Origin of the sequence: Petrotoga sp. 9T1HF07.CasAA.8.2 (assembly GCF_002895585.1) — a bacterium.
Classification (GTDB): Bacteria; Thermotogota; Thermotogae; order Petrotogales; family Petrotogaceae; genus Petrotoga; species Petrotoga mobilis.
This window is the reverse complement of sequence record NZ_AZRI01000010.1, coordinates 101,424-117,236: the sequence shown is the minus strand read 5'-3', so window position 1 is coordinate 117,236 and position 15,813 is coordinate 101,424. Positions and strand designations below refer to the sequence as shown.

Here is a 15,813-nt window from a genome sequence, read left to right as displayed (position 1 = left end):
AATATATCTAAAACATATGGGAGGTGTAGGTATGAAAAGATTTTTAAGTGTTTTAGTCCTTTTAGTTTTTATGGTGGGATTAGGTATAACGGCTAATGCCGCAGATTCAAGTGGCAAAATAACCATATGGTGTTGGGATCCTAATTTTAATGTGGCAATCATGGAAGAAGCGGCCGAAAGATACAGTAAAACAAATCCAAATGTAGAGTTTGAAATTGTAAGTATGGCAAAAGCCGATGTTGAGCAAAAGTTGAACACAATTTTGGCCTCTGGCGTAAAAAAAGGTCTTCCTGAAATTGTGTTGATTGAAGATTATAACGCAAAAAAGTATTTGGAATCGTATCCTAAATCTTTTGCTGATTTAACAGGTTATTTTAACTGGGAAGAATTCGCCGATTACAAACTCGGATTCATGACATTAAAAAACAAAGTCTATGGAGTTCCATTCGATTCTGGTGTAACAGGATGGTTTTATAGAAGAGATTATTTTCAAGAAGCTGGAATAAACGTTCAAGATCTAAATGAAATTACAATGACTGAATTTATAGAATTAGGAAAAAAGGTTAAAGAAGAAACTGGGAAATATATGATTGCAGCCGATCCGTATGATGGAGGTTTAATGAGGATATTGCTACAATCAGCGGGAACTTGGTATTTTGACGAAAACGGTGAACCAAACATAGCAAATAATCCAGCGTTGTATGAAGCGGTTAGGATTTACAAAGAACTTTATGATTCAAAAATTGTAAAAGAAGTTTCTGGTTGGAATGAATGGGTAGCATCATTCAATGAAGGAGAAGTTGCCTCTGTTATTACTGGGGCATGGATAATTGGATCAATAAAAGCAGAAACCACCCAAGAAGGCAAATGGGGTGTCCTCCCAATTCCAAGATTGGATGTTCCTGGTTCTGTCAACGCCTCAAATCTTGGGGGATCTAGTTGGTATATACTTGAAAATTCTGAATACAAAGATTTAGCAATTGATTTCATGAAAGAAATATATGCTAACGATGTAGATTTTTATCAAAATATATTGTACGAACGAGGAGCTATAGGAACCTGGTTACCTGCTCAAACAGGTGAAGCTTATGTAAAACGAGATCCTTTCTTTGGTAACCAAAGAATATATTTGGATTTTTCAGAATGGATGACTATGATTCCTTCGATTGATTATGGTTTATTTACTTACGAAGCAGACGCAGCAATCATGGGAGTAATGCCAGATGTATACAATGGTAACTTAACAATTGAAGAAGCACTGAAAAAAGCTGAAGATCAATTTAAAAATGTAGTTGGATTTTTTTAATAATTAAGAAGGTCCTTTTGGACCTTCTTTTTGGTGCCTTCAGGATGGGTAATAATTAGTCTGTGTAATATAATTTATTTTCTAAAATTACTTTTAAAGAATGATCCAAGAAGATTTATTGAGCATTTGTATTTCTCCGAAAATTATCTTTATGAAAACTACAAATTTCATTATTCATATTACAGTTAGGAGGTTTATGATGTGACTAAGATGTTTGAAAAAAGAAGAAACAGATGGGGTTGGTTTTTTATAAGTATAGCTGTATTTTTTTTGGGTTTGTTTATTTTCTATCCCTTGATTTATTCTCTATATTTATCAACTTTTTCTTCAAGAGGTGTAATGAAAAATTTTGTTGGTTTTGGTAATTATCTAAGACTTTTTCAAGATAACTATTTCTTACAATCATTGAAAAACATTATTATAATCTTAATTATTCAAGTTCCTTTAATGTTATTTTTAGCCCTGATTTTTGCCTTTTTGCTTAATGATCCAAAGTTAAAATTTAAAAAAATTTTCAGAACGGCTCTTTTTTTACCAGCTGTTACTTCTCTTGTGGCATACAGTGTCGTTTTCAAAATGATGTTTTCTACTGAAGGCCTTATTAACAATGTTTTATTAAGCCTTAATATAATTAAAGAACCCATCAGATGGTTGTTAGACCCAGTTTGGGCAAAAATCACATTAATAATTGCCATGACTTGGCGTTGGACAGGGTATAATATGATGTTATATTTAGCGGGACTTCAAAATATACCTCAAGAAATATATGAAGCCGCTGAAATAGATGGAGCGAGTAAAATTACCCAGTTTTTTAGAATTACCATTCCTTTGTTGAAACCTATAATTCTTTTTACTACTATTTTATCAACAATAGGAACCTTACAACTCTTTGATGAACCGATGATGTTAGCTTCAGGGGTGACAACGGGTTCAAGCGTTGGTCCTGGTAATTCTTTGCTTACACCATCAGTTTATATCTATAACGTAAGTTTTAAGTATGTTCCGAATTTTGGATATGCCTCTGCAATTTCGTGGGTTATAGTTCTAATAGCTGTAATTTTAACTTTGATGCAATTTAGAGTGGCAGGTGAGGAAAAATGAGTAGAAAAATCAGATACGCTTTAATATACTTGTTTTTAGCGATTGCGGCTTTTATTTCGGTGTTTCCTTTTTACTGGATGGTAGTTGGCAGCACAAATACATCTTTAGATGTCAATAAAGGAAAACTAACATTCGGAAATCAATTTTTCGTAAACATCCAAAATCTTATAACCAATTTTGATTTGGGTCGAGTTTTCTGGAACTCTATCCAAATATCTTTTTTCGTCGTTATTTTGTCTGTTGTTGCGTCTTCTATGGCAGGTTACGGGTTTGAAATGTATAAATCAAAAGGAATGAAATATATTTATGGTGGGACTTTGTTAACATTGATGGTTCCTTTTGCCGCTTTGATGGTTCCTGTTTTCAGGTTGATGACATATTTGAATTTAATAGATTCGCTTTGGGGAGTTATTTTGCCAATGATCCCATCAGTGTTTTTAATCTTTTTTTTCAAACAAAATTTTCAAACATATCCAAGGGAAATTATCATGGCGGCACGTGTTGATGGAGCAAGTGAATTAAGAATTTTTTTCTCCATAGTAATGCCTTCAATGAAAGCTACATATGCAGCCGCAGCAATTTATTCCTTTTTAACAAGTTGGAACGCATATCTACAGCCTTTAGTTATTATTCAAAGCCAAGAAAAGCGTACTATGGCTTTATTTATAGCTAATTTAGCCTCAGGTTACCAGCCTGATTTTGGTTTGGTTATGACAGCAGTAGTGGTTGCAACGGTACCAGCCCTAATTCTATTTTTTATGCTTCAGAGGTATTTTGTCCAAGGTGTTTTAGGTTCTGTAAAACAATAAGAATTTTATTTCGAAAAGTTAATTCAAATGTGGGAAAAAGTTCCCCACTTTCTTTCAAGAGTTTATTTTAGCAACTAGTAAATGCCTGTCACAAATTAAAAATCCGGGTTAATGTATTTTTTGAAGTTTATATAATGTGTGAATATGATAAAATTACAAGGTATTAGGAAGCGAAAATTATTGGGGGGGAAGCAGAAAGTTGAATTCTGCAAAAAAACGAAATCAAAAAACTTATTAAGGTGGTAATTAAATGCCTATAAATTTTGATAAAAAAACGAAGAGATGGTTTTTGGAAACAGAAAATATGGGTTACGTTTTTGGATTAGATGATCAAGGGAAAATTAAAAATTTGTACTGGGGATCAAAGTTGCCAAGGGTTCAAGACTACCCAGAAGTTAAAGATCTAATTTTAATGGACAGATACACGTGGAACGATGAGTTTTCTGTAAGAGGAGAAAAGAACAATGTAGAGCATTGTTTGAAAGTTGAGTATTCCGATGGTGTTAGGGATGTTGTGTTGAATTACAAAAGTTTTGAAGTGAGTGGTAATGATCTAGTAATCAGGTTAAGCGATGATCATTATAATTTGAGCGTAAATCTTTTCTACAAAGTCATAGAAAAGTACGATATCATAGAAAGATGGGTTGAAATCGAAAACAATTCTAATCAAGAAATAAAGATAGAAGATATGAAATCTGTCTCGTTGTATGTTGAAAATGATGAAAAAGCAAAATTAAATTATCTTACAGGTATGTGGGGGAGTGAATTTCATTTAAGAAGGGAAGAAATAAACGAGGGAAGCAAAGTTTTGGAAAGTAGGGTTGGGAAAACAAGCGCCTATCTAAATCCTTTTTTTGCGATCGATTACTCTGCTGATGAAGATCATGGAAAGGTATATTTTGGTGAATTAGCCTGGAGTGGTAATTGGAAGATAGTAGTGCAAAAACGTATATACGAAAGAATAGCTATAATCGGAGGTATAAACGACTGGGATTTTAGTTATATATTAGAACCCTCAGAAAAGCTTACTGCTCCTAAATTCGTGTTTGGTTTTTCAGACGAGGGTTTTACAAAGGCTAGCCAGAATATACATCATTACCAGCTCGATTATATACTGCCAAAAGATAAAGCACACAAATTAAGGAAGGTTTTATACAATTCTTGGGAAGCCACGACGTTCAATGTGAACGAAGAAAATCAAAAAATATTGGCTGAAAAGGCTGCAAAGATTGGTGTGGAACTTTTTGTTATAGACGATGGATGGTTTGGGGAAAGAAACGACGATCACGCTGGACTAGGCGATTGGTATGTGAACGAAGAAAAATTTCCAAATGGTTTGAAACCTTTAATAAGCTATGTTAAGTCCTTAGGAATGGATTTTGGCATATGGGTAGAACCAGAGATGGTTAATCCTGATAGCGAATTGTATAGGAAACACCCTGACTGGGTTATTAGTTTTCCAAATAGACCAAAATCACTTCAACGGAATCAATTGATGCTTAATTTGGCAAGAGAAGATGTGAAAAAGTTCATCATAGATTTCATGGATAATCTTTTAACACAGAACGATATAGATTTTGTCAAATGGGATATGAACAGACATGTTTTTGAGTCGGGATGGATGCAAGTGGAACCACGAAAACAAAGAGAAATATGGGTTAAATACGTGTGGAACTTATACGACATTTGGAAATATTTAAGAGAAAAACATCCACACGTTACTTTTGAAAACTGTTCCAGCGGTGGGGGAAGAGTGGATATAGGCTTAATGCAATATGCGGATCAAGTATGGACAAGCGACAACACGGACCCATTTGATAGGTTAGAGATCCAAGAGGGTTTTTCATATGCATATGCACCAAAAGTAATGATGGGATGGGTAACTGACTGGGGAGGAAAAGATACTTATCCTTTAACATACAGATTTCATTCATCAATGATGGGATCTTTAGGAATCGGTGCGGATTTAAATAAATTCTCTGAAAGAGATTTCGATTTAGCAAGGTATCAGGTTCAGTTGTATAAAGAGATAAGAGAGATAGTACAAGAAGGCTATCAATTCAGGCTTTCTTCCGTTACGAATGATAGATATTTTGCGGTGGAATATTTGAATAAAAGCAAAGATGAAGGTGTTTTGTTCTATTTAAGAAATCCCAGAAGGTTTGGTTTATTCGATAGGGTAAATGTCAAGCTAAAAGGTTTGGAAAACAATACCGTATACACTGTTTATGAAGGACTACAGGAAGAAGAAAAAGAGATAGTTAAATTATCAGGACTGGCTTTGAAAGAAAGAGGAATTATAGTTGAGGATTCCTCTAAAGATTTTTTCGAAAGTGGAAAGGTAACTCATTTTTATAGTCGGATATTGAGGCTTAGAAGGAGTAATTAATAATTCTCTAAAATATTATTTAAAATAAAACAAAAAAGATGGGGCTATTGAATAAATTACCCCATCTTTTCATTTAAATAATACATTTGTGGTGGCGGCGAAGAGATTCGAACTCTTGACACTACGGGTATGAACCGTATGCTCTAGCCAACTGAGCTACGCCGCCATATAACAAATGGTAGCGGGGGTAGGATTTGAACCTACGACCTTCGGGTTATGAGCCCGACGAGCTACCAGACTGCTCCACCCCGCACCAAGTAAGGTAGTATAATTAATTTAAAAGGGTGCCGAGAGTCGGACTCGAACCGACACGGGTATCTCTACCCAGCGGATTTTAAGTCCGCAGCGTCTACCAATTCCGCCATCTCGGCATTAATTCCAAAAATAAGTCTATCATAAAAAGGAAAGTTTGTCAATACCTCATCGACCATTTTAATTTTTTAAAAAATTATATTATAATTGAATGAGTATTTAAAAAATCAAAGGAGTGATTTGGGGATGACAATTAAAGGATTTAGAAAATTGTTTGTATTGATCTTTTGTTTATCGCTTTCTTTAACGATTTTTTCTTCTTCTGTTTATACACCACCTAAAGATCTTTATCAAGTAGAAACAGAGAATTATAGGTTTGTTTTTGAGAAGGACCTTTATTATTTTTACGAAGAGATCGCTGATACCGCGGAAGAATTGTATACAAAGTACACTTATTTTTATGGTTCAAATCCTGGTAAAATAACGGTTTATATTTTAGATGATGTTGATTTTACAAACTCTTTTGCCTCCACAGGTACCAATGTCTTAAGGCTTTACGTTAATCCTCCAGAAGATTTTTTGGCGTTGGGAGGAAACGTAGAAGATTGGAGTAAATTTGTTTTTTCGCATGAGTTGAATCACATTTTTTATGGGAGTGATGTTAGAGATCCTTTTATATCTTGGGTTCCTAGTAAATTGATTAAAAACACGCTTAACATGTATCATCAGCCGAGCTATTTGCATGAAGGTCTCTCTATTTACATGGAAAGTAAAGAGTTTGGAGGAAGATTTGAAGATGATCTTTTCAATATGTACCTAAGATCTGAGATACTGAGTAATAACTTCCCAAGATATTATTTGGGTTCAGGTTCTTCAATTGATATATGGAGCCCTGCTGGTTTTAACTATATGTATGGAACAATTTTGGTGAAAGAAATAGTGGATAATTACGGAGAAGGTGCTTTAAGACAGATAATAAGAGCCTTAAATACCAACGTTTTTTTGAATTTGGATGAAGCGTTTTATTGGGTAACGGGGAATAGTTGGAATAGATTTTTGATCGATATTAAGCAAAAATATCTTAAGGAATACGATCAATTAAAAGAAAAAGGTTACAAATTATCTTGGTTAAAAATCGATGATACTTATCAAGATACGGGGAATCTTAAAACTGATGGGGTTTCTCTTTACGGATATTTGGTTATGCCTGATCAAGCAAAGGGTATATACAAAGATAACGAGTTAATTAAAAAAGGAGTAAGTTCATTCGATGTAAATGCAAGAAGCGATCTTTTGTACTTAGTGACTACCTACAACATGGGATATTACACAAATAAGTTGTATTATGATTGTGACTGTCTAAACGGGGAAAGGCTCATAGATGAGAGGGTTAAAGCTTTTGGTTTTGTAGGAGACGATAAGATAGCTTATTCAAAATTAGACAAAGGCTTGACAGCTTTGTATTTGTACGATTTAAGGACTAACGAGACTAAAAAGTTAATAGATTATGGTAAGTATGTTTTTAACGATATTGTAGGAGAAGAAGATATAATTTATTTTTCTGCTAATTATAAGAACCAAACGGATATCTTTTCATATGATCTATCATCAGAAAAGATTTATCAAGTTACCAATGATGAAGTTAAAGAGCTTGGTTTATTTATCGATAATGATTTTATTTATTATTCAGCTAATTACGAAGATGGTATATACAATATTTATAGATTAAACACAACCAACAAAATAGTTGAGCGCTTGACAAATTATTTAAGCGGAGGTTTTGAACCAGTAGTTTTGAACGATAAGTTGTACCATTTAGTTTACGATCATGAGGGATACCATTTGAGTTATTTAGATTTAGAAAGTGCGGTTAAAGAAAGTTTTGTTTTACAAAGTCCAGTTGCACAAGTTAATTTTGAAAGTTATGAAATGAGTTATCCTGAAGATGTTGAAGTGAAAGAATATGCGTTTGAAAAGCCTTATATATTGCCGTTTCCAATTTTAGCCGTTGATATGGATGATAATATTTTATACGGAGCTGGAGCATTTTTTATCAGCGAGGCTATGAACTACATAGGGCTCGTAGATGCGTATTCAGACGGTAACGAAATTTACGGGGATTTATCTTTGACCTTTGATTATTATACGACTAACAGTATAACTCTGAGTTTGGACAAAGAAGATGTTTCGACAAGTTTCTATATTTCTAATAATTATCTTTGGTATTTGGGAAATACGATAAGCACATACCTGGGAGGTGGAATTTCATTTAAAAACACAACTTTTGAATCGTACGTATTAGATTCTGTTTTCCAAATAGGTCCCTACTCTGTTAACAATTACGATATTTATGAATTGGGGTTAGGAATCACGTATGATTCAAGTTCTGGTATAAAAGCAAATTTAGATAAGCCTTTTGTAGTATTTGATACGAAGATAGATCCTTACATTGGTTATGAGAATGAATCTATATACGCTGGAACCAACGTAGAAAAAATATTATGGAGGCCATATATATCCTTTGAATCAGGAAAGTATAGATTCGATGGAATAAAGGCAGGAGGAGATATCGAGTATAATTTTGGACAAGAAGAATTTGATTATCTCGCTTACGTTCAATTCGATCTGAGTATCTTTTATTGGTTGAATGTACCGTTGCAGATAAACAGTGATATGTTCAAACCAAAATAAGTTAATTACTTTTTTCTTTTCCAGAATTTCCTGAGCATTTCCCTGTTCACAATGAACATAACGGCTGTGAATAGCCAGGTAAAACCTAAGGACATAGACATCGTCAAACTAAATTCCTTTAAAAGTTCTCCTCTAGAAAATTGAAAACTCAAGAAAGAGAGCGCTGTTGTAGAAAGTGAAAAGGTTATAGATTTTAATATATTCCAAAAGTTTATCTTGTTATTACTGAACGTGTGGTATAGATGGAGAAATCCATCTATACCTATACCAAAGATTAAGGGAAAAGTTAGAACGGTTACGAAAGTAGCCCTTATACCTATTAAATACGACACACCAAAAGTAGCCAATACAGAAATTATAAGGCTAAACATGGCTTCTGACGGTTGAACAACATTTTTTCTAACAATGGCAGTTATAACCCATATGGAGATGAAAGATAGAAATAATGGTATATAAAATCTCTGTCTGATCATCTCCATTATTTTATATGTGGCTTTTGGTAAGCCTAGAATGTTTTCTCCCTTTTCCCCCAATGCGTCAAAGAAAATTTTTATTCCATTGTTACTCCAAAGGCTGAATTTGGGAGTTACTTCCAGAATAAGATATTTTTGACCATTCTTCTCTATTAAAAAGTTGCCTCTGAGGTCCTCAGGGAAAATATCCATTATGTTCAAAGTAAAATGGTAGAGGTCAGAAGAGCGTGCGGCTGCATCTATCAGTTTTAGACTGTCAGAATATAGATTATACTTTTTTAAAACGGATATCATTATTGGATTATTTATAACTTGAGATAAACCTTCTAACTGTGTTTTTATCTTAGAAAATTCTCCAAGATTTTCTTGAATTATGTCTGGCAAACTGTTGACAGATTCCACAACCCCCGTATCTAATAATTCTTTTTTGACTGTTTCAATATCTTCGTCAACTCTCATTAGATATTGCAATGTATCAAAGGAAATATTTCCAAAATGATCCAAAATTTGTTCTCCGACCTTCACAGATTCTGAATTGGAAGATATTAGTCCTGGAGGCGTATACGAAAAATTTGTGTAATTAATTAGACCCAAAACGCTTAATATCGAAACAGTTGGAATCGCTATAATAAAAATCATTTTTGAGTTTTTTGAAATAAAGTGAGGAAATTTTTTAAAAGCATTGTCTATTTTGACCGTAAAAGGTGAGATTTTTATGTTTACTTTTAAGGCGTAAATTAATGTTGGAACAAAAAAAATCATTATAATGAAAAAAACCAATAAACCCATTGAGCTAACGATTGCTAACTCGTTAAAAGCTGGTAATCCCATGAAAAAAAGCGTCAAGAAAACTATGACAGTAGTTATCATTCCAAAAAAGAGAGGTAAAAGAAGTCCTTTATAAGTTGAAGCCAATGCTGTAGTGAAGTCACCAATATCCTCAATTTCTTTTGAAAATCTCGTCATCACATGAATTCCATAGGCTATTCCCAAGCCTAGAGTTATTGCCATGACAAAAGAAGTCACTATATTCAATTCTCCAAAAGTTAACGTGATGAGCCCCATCGTTAAAAGTGTAGATACTATTAAACCTAGAAGTACTATTATAGTAGAAGTGAAATTACCGAATGCGAAAGCAAATAAAATAGTTATAAATATAATCGATAAGGTTGTTGTTAATCTAAAATCTTCCATGACGGTACGATTAGATTCGTATTCTGTGACGTAAGAATTAGTCAAACCTGTTTTTATGTTGAAAGTCTTTTCGATCTCCGTCAAAATTGAATCCACTTTTGGAACAATATAGTTGACATAATCTAAATCAGAGGAAGGTTTGTTGAAAGTAAGTCCCATAATCATAACTTTCCCATCAGGGGATAAAGTGTAGTAGGAACTGATTAAATCATTATTTCCATCAGTTTGAAGAATATTTTCTAAACCATAAATATCTTCCAAAAAACTATCCAATTTTTCAAATAATTCAAAGTTGTAGGTGAAATTTGTACTTAATAAACTGCCGAAACTTTGTAAGTTCTCATACATTGTGTATATCAAATCCGTTTGGCTTAAGTTTATGATGCCATATGAAAAAAGGAAGGATAGATCCGTTTGAACGAAACTCAAAAAGGTAGGTTCATTTAGCATCAAATCGTGAAAGGTTTCTGCAATTTGTGAAGGTTGGACACTATCGTTGATAAAAAATGCAGTAACCATAATATCTGAGCCTTCAAGAAATGATTGTTCTTCAAGAAGTTCAACAACGACTTCTGAGTCTTGAGGCAGTATTTTCAACAAGTCTGAATTAACCTTCAATTTTGTTGAAAAAAATCCAAAAATAACTGTAAAGACCAAAACTATCGCTATTATGTAATAAGCATTTCGGGTGATAAAATTTGCAAGTTTTAAAAAGAAGTCCCTTTTTTCTCTCACAGCAACCACCATACGAGGAAAAAGTCAAAAGCAACACCTATAATTAGAGAATAATAATTCTTCTTTTTTAAATCTATATAAAATCTTAAAATGATTACCCATAAAACAGAGAAATAGAGAAAAGGCTTTCCTAATAGACCTAATATAATAGGGGAAACGGAAGAAATATATGCATATAGTAAATTAGAATCAGAACAGAAAAGCATTCTTATACCGGAACTTAAATAAGAAAAAAGAAAAATAAAGATAAGTAATTTAAGTTTGGAAACGTCAAAACGTCCCACTTCAAGTAACTGCATATTTCTCAAAAATATCGGAGAGAAAATGTAAAATAGGGTTATAAGAAATGGGATAAAAAAGGATTTTTTTGTGACATTGAAAATATTTTTTGGGCTTATAAGAGAATCGAAAAAGTCTAAAAAAATATTTGGCATTTTTTCATCCTTCGAAGACAAGAACTGAAACATTTGGTTCAATATCTATATTCTCCTGTCTAAAAACATCCAATAGAGGGTTCACTGCGGGATTGTTAAGTAAATCCTCATCTACGATAACCCCACCGTATTCGTTCAACGAATTCAAAATATCCCTATTGAAAGAATATGATCTATAATCCTGTTGTGTGAATAAGTTATACCTGGATTTCATTATGTTTATTGTGTTTTCATCAAAGTTATCAAGGTTCAAAACATATATCTTTGGAGTTAATTCTAGGTATAAATTATCAGTTATAAGTTGGTAGTAAGCTAAAGTTAAACCATATAATGCATATTCGTTTCTTGATTCTTTGTATCTAACCCCTGTGGAGATAATCAAACTTCTGAAATCGTCGTAAGCGTTTTTAGTAACAGGTTTGATAGTTAGCTTGTTGTTTCTAAAATCAAAATTTAGAGTTCCTACAAAAACTCCATCATCCATTATATTACGAGTAATGATGGAAAGATCGTTTATATCATTTAATTGATCGTTTAAAAAAGAAATATCATAATTGACATTTTTTACTGTGAATTTGGGAGATTTTTCTATGTTGTAATTGGTACTTTCTATTCGACCCATTGTGAGGTATAAACCAATTGACAAAGAAAAGAATAATAAAAAAATAGATATAACCCATCCATAAAAACGCAACTTAGTTACCTCCAGTTAAAAAGTCCAAGGCAGTCTTCAGTTGCAGATCTTCTTCTATATTTAGTACAGGTTTTTCTGTAGTCGTATAGAAAGCCTCAGTTGCTTCTTCTTCAGATATTTCAGTCATAGAGATTACTTCCCTTTCTGGATTGCTTACCTCTATATCAGGTTTTATCCCTTTTAAATGAATATCTGCTCCGCTTGGTGTGAAATAATGAGCTATAGGTAACCAAATCTCTCCTCCCGTGGATAAGCTAAATGTGTTCTGTACTGCAGCTTTCCCATAAGTTGTTTCTCCAATGACGGTTGCTGCACCATTATCTTTAAGTGCCCCGGTTAAGATTTCAGATGCAGATGCAGAACCTCCATTCACTAACAAAACAATAGGGATATTTTGTAAAAAACTGTAATAATTACCAGGAATAGTTGGAATTGTTTCTTTTGTGCCATCAAAATACTTAACACTAACTACTTCACCGCTCTTTAAAAACATGGAAGTAATATCAACAGCTGATTGTAAAAGTCCACCCGGGTTATTTCTTAAATCGATTATTAATCCTTCTATGTTCTGATTTGATAGATTATTTAAAGCTTCACTCATTTCTTGAGAGCTAGTTTTAGCAAAATTGGTGAGTAATATGTAGCCTAAATTTTTATTTTTGTAATTTATCGTATTAAATTTTACCGTCTTAGTTTCGATTATTTCTCTTATTAACGTAATATTTTTTGGCTCTGTCCAAGAGTCTCGGTATATTTCTAAGGTAACTTCCGTTCCGGGTTCGCCCCTCATTAACGAAGCTGATTTGTTAAGGCCGAGTTCAGATGTGGGGGTACCGTCAACGGATAAAATGTAATCGTTAGGCATTATTCCCGCCCTTTGTGCAGGAGTTCCATTCATCGGTGAAACGATAATAACTGCATCCATTTCATAATCGTATCTAATAGTTAAGCCTACCCCACCGTATTTAGCTTCTATGTCTATTTGACTTTCTTCTGTCTCAACGGAATCAAGATACCAGGCAAAAGGATCATCAAGCCCTTTCATCATCCCTTCGATTGCAGAATCCACTATTTTGTCATAATCAACGTTATCTTTGTCATAATAATAATTGACGATGTAGTATAGCGTTGAGTAAATAGGTTCTTCGAACTTATCTAAATAGATCTGTGTTACAGAATCTTTTTGATAACTGTTAGAAACAGTGTCTGCAAAGATCCAGGAAGTAATAAATAAACCAAAAATTATTATTACGGATAGTAATTTTTTCTTTTTTTTACTCATTTAAGTCTCTCCTTGATAAAAATTTTTATATGGTCCACAATCATATTTCTCTAAATTTGGATAAAACTTGTATTAATTCGTCTAACATCTTTTCATTTCCAGATTCTTCATACTCTAATATACAACTTTTCGTGTAACCTTTCATTATTTCTTCAGCGGTTTTATTTAAAGCCCCCTTCACAGCAGATAACTGCGTTAAAATATCTGCACATCTCCTCTCTTCTTCCAACATTTTTTGAAGGCCCCTAACCTGACCTTCTATTCTTTTTAATCGTCTGATTAAATTATCTTTGTCGTAGTTTGAAGACATGAACACACCTCTCAAAATTAAAATGTCTATAAATATTTAGGCATAAGAAACAAAAAGATTCGTTTCTTTTACATCTTTATCTTTTAAAACGTAGTCATTAAGCTCCTCTATATCCATTTCCATCATTTTTTTGAACTCTTTTCCAGAGATATTCTCTTTATTGTACAGATAAATAGCTAAAAGGTCAAGTCTTTTCCTATTTTCTGACAGTAAGTTCTTAGCTTTTTCATAACTGCTAAGAATAAAATTCTTGATTTCTGAATCAATTTCTTTAGCCGTCTCTTGGGAAAAATTCTTCATTCGAGTTATTTCTCTTCCCAGAAATATTTCTCCTTCTTCTTCACCCCAAGCGATGGGGCCGATCTTTTCACTCATACCTAATTGGGCAACCATTTCCCTTACTAGCTCTGTGGCTCTCTTTAAATCGTTTCCTGCTCCTGTCGTGATTTCGTTGAATACAATTTCTTCAGCAGCTCTTCCACCTAACATACCGACTATTTTATCCTTTATTTCTGGTTCTGTGATTAAAAATCTATCTTCAGTCGGAAGTTGCATCGTGTAACCTAAAGCCGCTTGTCCGCGAGGAACTATAGTGATTTTGTGAACAGGATCCGCATAAGGTAAAAGATAACCTAATAAAGCATGGCCCAATTCGTGATAGGTAATAACTTTCTTCTCTTTTGGTGTTATCTTGCGTGATTTACGAGCAGGGCCAACGATCACCCTTTCTATTGCCTCTTGGAAATCATCGTTAGTTATGTGATCTCTGCTGTCTCTCGCTGCTAGTAAAGCTGCTTCATTTACCATATTTTCTAAATCAGCTCCGACAAAACCAGGGGTACTTTGAGCCAAACTTTTAACGTCTATATCGTCTGCGATTCTTTTTCCCCTTAGGTGGATCTTTATAATTTCTTCTCTTGCTCTCAAATCAGGTACATCTAAGAATATTTTTTTGTCGAACCTTCCTGGCCTTAAGAGGGCTTTATCTAAGATATCAGGCCTATTTGTTGCTGCCATTACAACTATGCCTTCTCGTGGATCAAAACCGTCCATTTCAACCAACAAAGCGTTCAAAGTTTGTTCCCTTTCATCATGGCCTCCACCTAACCCTGTTCCTCTTTGCCTTCCAACGGCGTCCAGTTCGTCGATGAAAATTATTGCAGGGCTATTCTCTTTTGCTTCTTTAAAAAGATCTCTGACTCGGGCCGCTCCCACACCTACAAATAATTCTACGAAATCGGAACCCGACATAAAATAAAATGGGACATCGGCCTCCCCGGCAACGGCTCTAGCTACCAAAGTTTTTCCTGTACCCGGAGGTCCTGACAAGAGAACACCTTTAGGCATTTTTGCCCCCAATGCACTGAAGTTTTTAGGGTCTTTTAGAAAATTAACTATATCTTCCAATTCTTCCTTAACTTCGTCGATTCCAGCTACGTCGTTGAAAGTAATTTTGTTTCTTTTAGAATCGTATCTTCTAGCAGGATTTCTCCTATAATTGGCTCCAGGTATTCCTTCTCCTGTTCCAGATCTTCTGAACATCCAAAACCAAAAAAACATTAGTATTATTAATGGCAACATATAGATAAGCATGGTAACCCACCAACTTGCTCCGGTGTTTTGAATATACTCAACCTTAATGCCATCATTTGCCAATGCCCTTACGTAAGCTTGATCCATAAGCAAAGTGGGGGCGTAAACCTGAAAAAGCTGCCCGTTTTTGGCTTTTGCTTGGATTAACCCACTTGTGTCGATCTGCAAACTAATGATTGTATCTTGATTTATTAAATTCACGAGATCGGTGTAACTTATCTCAGTTATGTTCGAAGTATTCAACTGAGAAATACTCATAAAGATAAGCATAGCTAAAATAAAATATATAAACAACGGTCCAATTAGGGACCCTCTTCTGTTTGGATTGTTATTCATGAAAGCCTCCTTATAAAAAATAGAATTTTATTTCACTTATATTTTATAATAATATTATAACATTTGCAAATGTTATAAAAAAATTTTCTCGTACTAACTTTTGAAGAAACGAATTGTCTACAATTAGAAGCTGTTAAAGAATTCATTATATTCTAAAAAAATGGATTTTTTAAGCTATATTTAAGTGAAAAATTATATACTAAAAAGACTTCGT

At 33.7% G+C, this 15,813-nt stretch carries 10 protein-coding genes and 3 tRNA genes; 5 read left to right on the top strand and 8 right to left on the bottom strand.

The window, feature by feature from the left end; all coding sequences use genetic code 11:
- Nucleotides 1-31 precede the first annotated feature (31 nt).
- From X925_RS02105 to X925_RS02090, 4 genes are all read left to right on the top strand, one after another.
- The gene (locus tag X925_RS02105; RefSeq protein ID WP_121958990.1) at nucleotides 32-1,306 is read left to right on the top strand and encodes an ABC transporter substrate-binding protein; all 1,275 of its coding nucleotides are present in this window, start codon (nucleotides 32-34) and stop codon (nucleotides 1,304-1,306) included.
- Between the two features lie 210 nt (nucleotides 1,307-1,516).
- Nucleotides 1,517-2,407: a carbohydrate ABC transporter permease gene (locus X925_RS02100; RefSeq protein WP_121514896.1), complete on the top strand. Its 891-nt coding sequence runs from the start codon at nucleotides 1,517-1,519 to the stop codon at nucleotides 2,405-2,407.
- Nucleotides 2,404-3,216: a carbohydrate ABC transporter permease gene (locus tag X925_RS02095; protein ID WP_012208653.1), complete on the top strand. Its 813-nt coding sequence runs from the start codon at nucleotides 2,404-2,406 to the stop codon at nucleotides 3,214-3,216. Before X925_RS02100 ends, X925_RS02095 begins: the two co-directional genes overlap by 4 nt.
- Before the next feature lie 250 nt (nucleotides 3,217-3,466).
- Nucleotides 3,467-5,605: an alpha-galactosidase gene (locus X925_RS02090; RefSeq protein ID WP_121958989.1), complete on the top strand. Its 2,139-nt coding sequence runs from the start codon at nucleotides 3,467-3,469 to the stop codon at nucleotides 5,603-5,605.
- A gap of 89 nt (nucleotides 5,606-5,694) precedes the next feature.
- Here the strand turns inward: X925_RS02090 and X925_RS02085 are convergent.
- The 3 genes from X925_RS02085 to X925_RS02075 all read right to left on the bottom strand — a co-directional run bounded on the left by X925_RS02085 (nucleotide 5,695) and on the right by X925_RS02075 (nucleotide 5,976).
- Nucleotides 5,695-5,771: transfer RNA gene (locus X925_RS02085), tRNA-Met, on the bottom strand.
- A gap of 10 nt (nucleotides 5,772-5,781) precedes the next feature.
- A tRNA-Met gene (locus X925_RS02080) sits at nucleotides 5,782-5,858 on the bottom strand.
- 32 nt (nucleotides 5,859-5,890) lie between these two features.
- Nucleotides 5,891-5,976 (bottom strand) — tRNA-Leu (locus X925_RS02075).
- A gap of 127 nt (nucleotides 5,977-6,103) precedes the next feature.
- On the opposite strand from X925_RS02075, the gene X925_RS02070 reads away from it, so the two are divergent.
- Complete coding sequence (locus X925_RS02070; RefSeq protein WP_121958988.1) at nucleotides 6,104-8,548, top strand: hypothetical protein; 2,445 nt, start codon at nucleotides 6,104-6,106, stop codon at nucleotides 8,546-8,548.
- 5 nt (nucleotides 8,549-8,553) lie between these two features.
- Here the strand turns inward: X925_RS02070 and X925_RS02065 are convergent, their stop codons facing one another.
- The 5 genes from X925_RS02065 to ftsH form a co-directional block, all read right to left on the bottom strand.
- Nucleotides 8,554-10,950 (bottom strand): RND family transporter, encoded by a 2,397-nt coding sequence (locus X925_RS02065; protein WP_158245385.1) that lies wholly within the window; start codon nucleotides 10,948-10,950, stop codon nucleotides 8,554-8,556.
- A 438-nt stretch (nucleotides 10,951-11,388) separates the two neighbouring features.
- Nucleotides 11,389-12,078, bottom strand: a complete 690-nt coding sequence (locus tag X925_RS02055; protein ID WP_121958985.1) for a hypothetical protein — start codon at nucleotides 12,076-12,078, stop codon at nucleotides 11,389-11,391.
- A gap of 1 nt (nucleotide 12,079) precedes the next feature.
- The gene (locus tag X925_RS02050; RefSeq protein WP_121958984.1) at nucleotides 12,080-13,360 is read right to left on the bottom strand and encodes a S41 family peptidase; all 1,281 of its coding nucleotides are present in this window, start codon (nucleotides 13,358-13,360) and stop codon (nucleotides 12,080-12,082) included.
- Nucleotides 13,361-13,400: 40 nt separating this feature from the next.
- Nucleotides 13,401-13,670 (bottom strand): metal-sensitive transcriptional regulator, encoded by a 270-nt coding sequence (locus tag X925_RS02045; RefSeq protein WP_012208646.1) that lies wholly within the window; start codon nucleotides 13,668-13,670, stop codon nucleotides 13,401-13,403.
- 36 nt (nucleotides 13,671-13,706) lie between these two features.
- Entirely contained in the window at nucleotides 13,707-15,599 is a 1,893-nt protein-coding gene (gene ftsH, locus X925_RS02040) for an ATP-dependent zinc metalloprotease FtsH (protein ID WP_121958983.1), read from the bottom strand.
- Between the last annotated feature and the right edge of the window lie 214 nt (nucleotides 15,600-15,813).

Excerpts from the sequence above, each read along its gene's own strand:
- X925_RS02105 (WP_121958990.1), top strand. The coding sequence starts at position 32 with ATGAAAAGATTTTTAAGTGTTTTAGTCCTTTTAGTTTTTATGGTGGGA.
- X925_RS02100 (WP_121514896.1), top strand. The coding sequence starts at position 1,517 with ATGTTTGAAAAAAGAAGAAACAGATGGGGTTGGTTTTTTATAAGTATA.
- X925_RS02095 (WP_012208653.1), top strand. The coding sequence starts at position 2,404 with ATGAGTAGAAAAATCAGATACGCTTTAATATACTTGTTTTTAGCGATT.
- X925_RS02090 (WP_121958989.1), top strand. The coding sequence starts at position 3,467 with ATGCCTATAAATTTTGATAAAAAAACGAAGAGATGGTTTTTGGAAACA.
- X925_RS02070 (WP_121958988.1), top strand. The coding sequence starts at position 6,104 with ATGACAATTAAAGGATTTAGAAAATTGTTTGTATTGATCTTTTGTTTA.
- X925_RS02050 (WP_121958984.1), bottom strand. The coding sequence starts at position 13,360 with ATGAGTAAAAAAAAGAAAAAATTACTATCCGTAATAATAATTTTTGGT.
- X925_RS02045 (WP_012208646.1), bottom strand. The coding sequence starts at position 13,670 with ATGTCTTCAAACTACGACAAAGATAATTTAATCAGACGATTAAAAAGA.
- ftsH (WP_121958983.1), bottom strand. The coding sequence starts at position 15,599 with ATGAATAACAATCCAAACAGAAGAGGGTCCCTAATTGGACCGTTGTTT.